Annotated in this window: 1 protein-coding gene and 1 pseudogene; both read left to right on the plus strand. The window is 65.6% G+C overall.

All coding sequences use genetic code 11. The features are described from left to right. Positions 1-88 (plus strand): annotated as a pseudogene (locus FHS87_RS23275) (IS5/IS1182 family transposase); the annotation flags it as partial. A gap of 335 nt (positions 89-423) precedes the next feature. Further along, positions 424-1,137: an acyl-CoA dehydrogenase family protein gene (locus FHS87_RS24110; protein ID WP_246418661.1), complete on the plus strand. Its 714-nt coding sequence runs from the start codon at positions 424-426 to the stop codon at positions 1,135-1,137. Positions 1,138-1,375 lie beyond the last annotated feature (238 nt).

Below are 1,375 nucleotides of genomic sequence, written 5' to 3' on the forward strand. Positions count from 1 at the left end.
CGAGCGCCGGGCCGACCTCCACCTCGCCCTGACAACCCTCGCCTGCGCCGTCATCTGCCTCCGACAGCTCAGGAGGTTTTGTCCTTAGCTTTTAGAGAACTCGGCTTCTTTTCCCTCTGGCTTGCCCGGGACTTCGGTGGCCCGGAACTGAGCCTGACCGACTTCGTGCGGGTTGTCGAAGCGCTGGCCCGATCGGACGCCTCTGTTGCCTGGTGCGCTACCAATGGCGGCGGCTACGCCCGCTTCTCCGGGTTTCTGCCCGATGCCGTTACACGTCGCATCTTCGTGGAGGAGCGGGCAGTCGTGGCCGGGAACATGGGCCCTCTCGGCAGGGCCGTGCAGGTGCCAGGTGGATACCGCGTGACCGGGTACTGGCCATACGGCAGCGGCATCACGCATAGCGACTGGGCACTTGGCGGGTGCATGGTGCTTGACGGCGATGCCCCCCGCCGCAAGCCGGATGGCACGCCGGACGCCAGGATCGTGTTCTTCCCGTCCGCTGCGGCGGAGGTGCTCGATACCTGGGATGTCGGCGGACTGCGCGGCACCGGGAGCCACGACTACCGTGTCGCCGACCTGTTCGTGCCGGAGACCCACACTGTGTCGCGGGCAGGTGACACGCCATTGCTTTCCGGGCCGCTCTATGCGCTTCCTTTTCACACTGCCTTCGGAGTGACCATCGCTGCGGTGCCGCTCGGCATCGCACGTGCGGCGCTCGACAGTCTTCGCGAACTCAGCGCCTCCAAGACTCCTCGGATCGGCTCAGTGCTGCTGCGTGACCGGCCAGTGATCCAGGCGGCAGTCGGGCGTGCGGAGGCGGTACTGCGCGCGGCGCGGGCTTTCCTCCTCGAGGCCTGCCACGAGGCCTGGAGTGCCGCATCCGCAGACGTGCCCCTCTCGCTGGAGCAACGGGCTCTGGTACGTTTGGCCTGCGCTCACGTTGCTGAGGCCGCCAAGCAGGTGGTGCAGATTGCCTATGACGCCGGTGGAGCAACTTCAGTCTACGAAACCTGTCCCCTGCAACGCTGTTTCCGGGATGCGTATGCGGCCGCGCAGCACGTCCAGGTCCAGAGTGGCAACTTCGAGACCGGCGGCCGCGTGATGCTCGGGATCGAGCCCGGCACGCCAATCCTCTGACCCCCGCGGTGGGAAGCCGACGTACATCTTCCCACACCCGAAGCGTACCCCATAGTGTGCGAAGCCCGGGCCGCAGGCATCAACAACCAAGCAACGGTAACCCGAACAATAATCGGCTTTCTATCGCTTTCGGCTCGAAAGCGGCCATTCCGCTTTCGTGAAGGGTTTCGGATGCCGCAGGCGTCCGAAAGTCTCCGAGGAACGAACCCGCGGTCCGTTGGCGCTCGGTATGGGGATT

Origin of the sequence: Muricoccus pecuniae, assembly GCF_014199205.1 — a bacterium.
Classification (GTDB): domain Bacteria; phylum Pseudomonadota; class Alphaproteobacteria; order Acetobacterales; family Acetobacteraceae; genus Roseomonas; species Roseomonas pecuniae.

Bases quoted from the DNA above. Each gene is read 5' to 3' on its own strand.
- FHS87_RS24110 (WP_246418661.1), top strand. From the start codon at position 424: ATGGTGCTTGACGGCGATGCCCCCCGCCGCAAGCCGGATGGCACGCCG.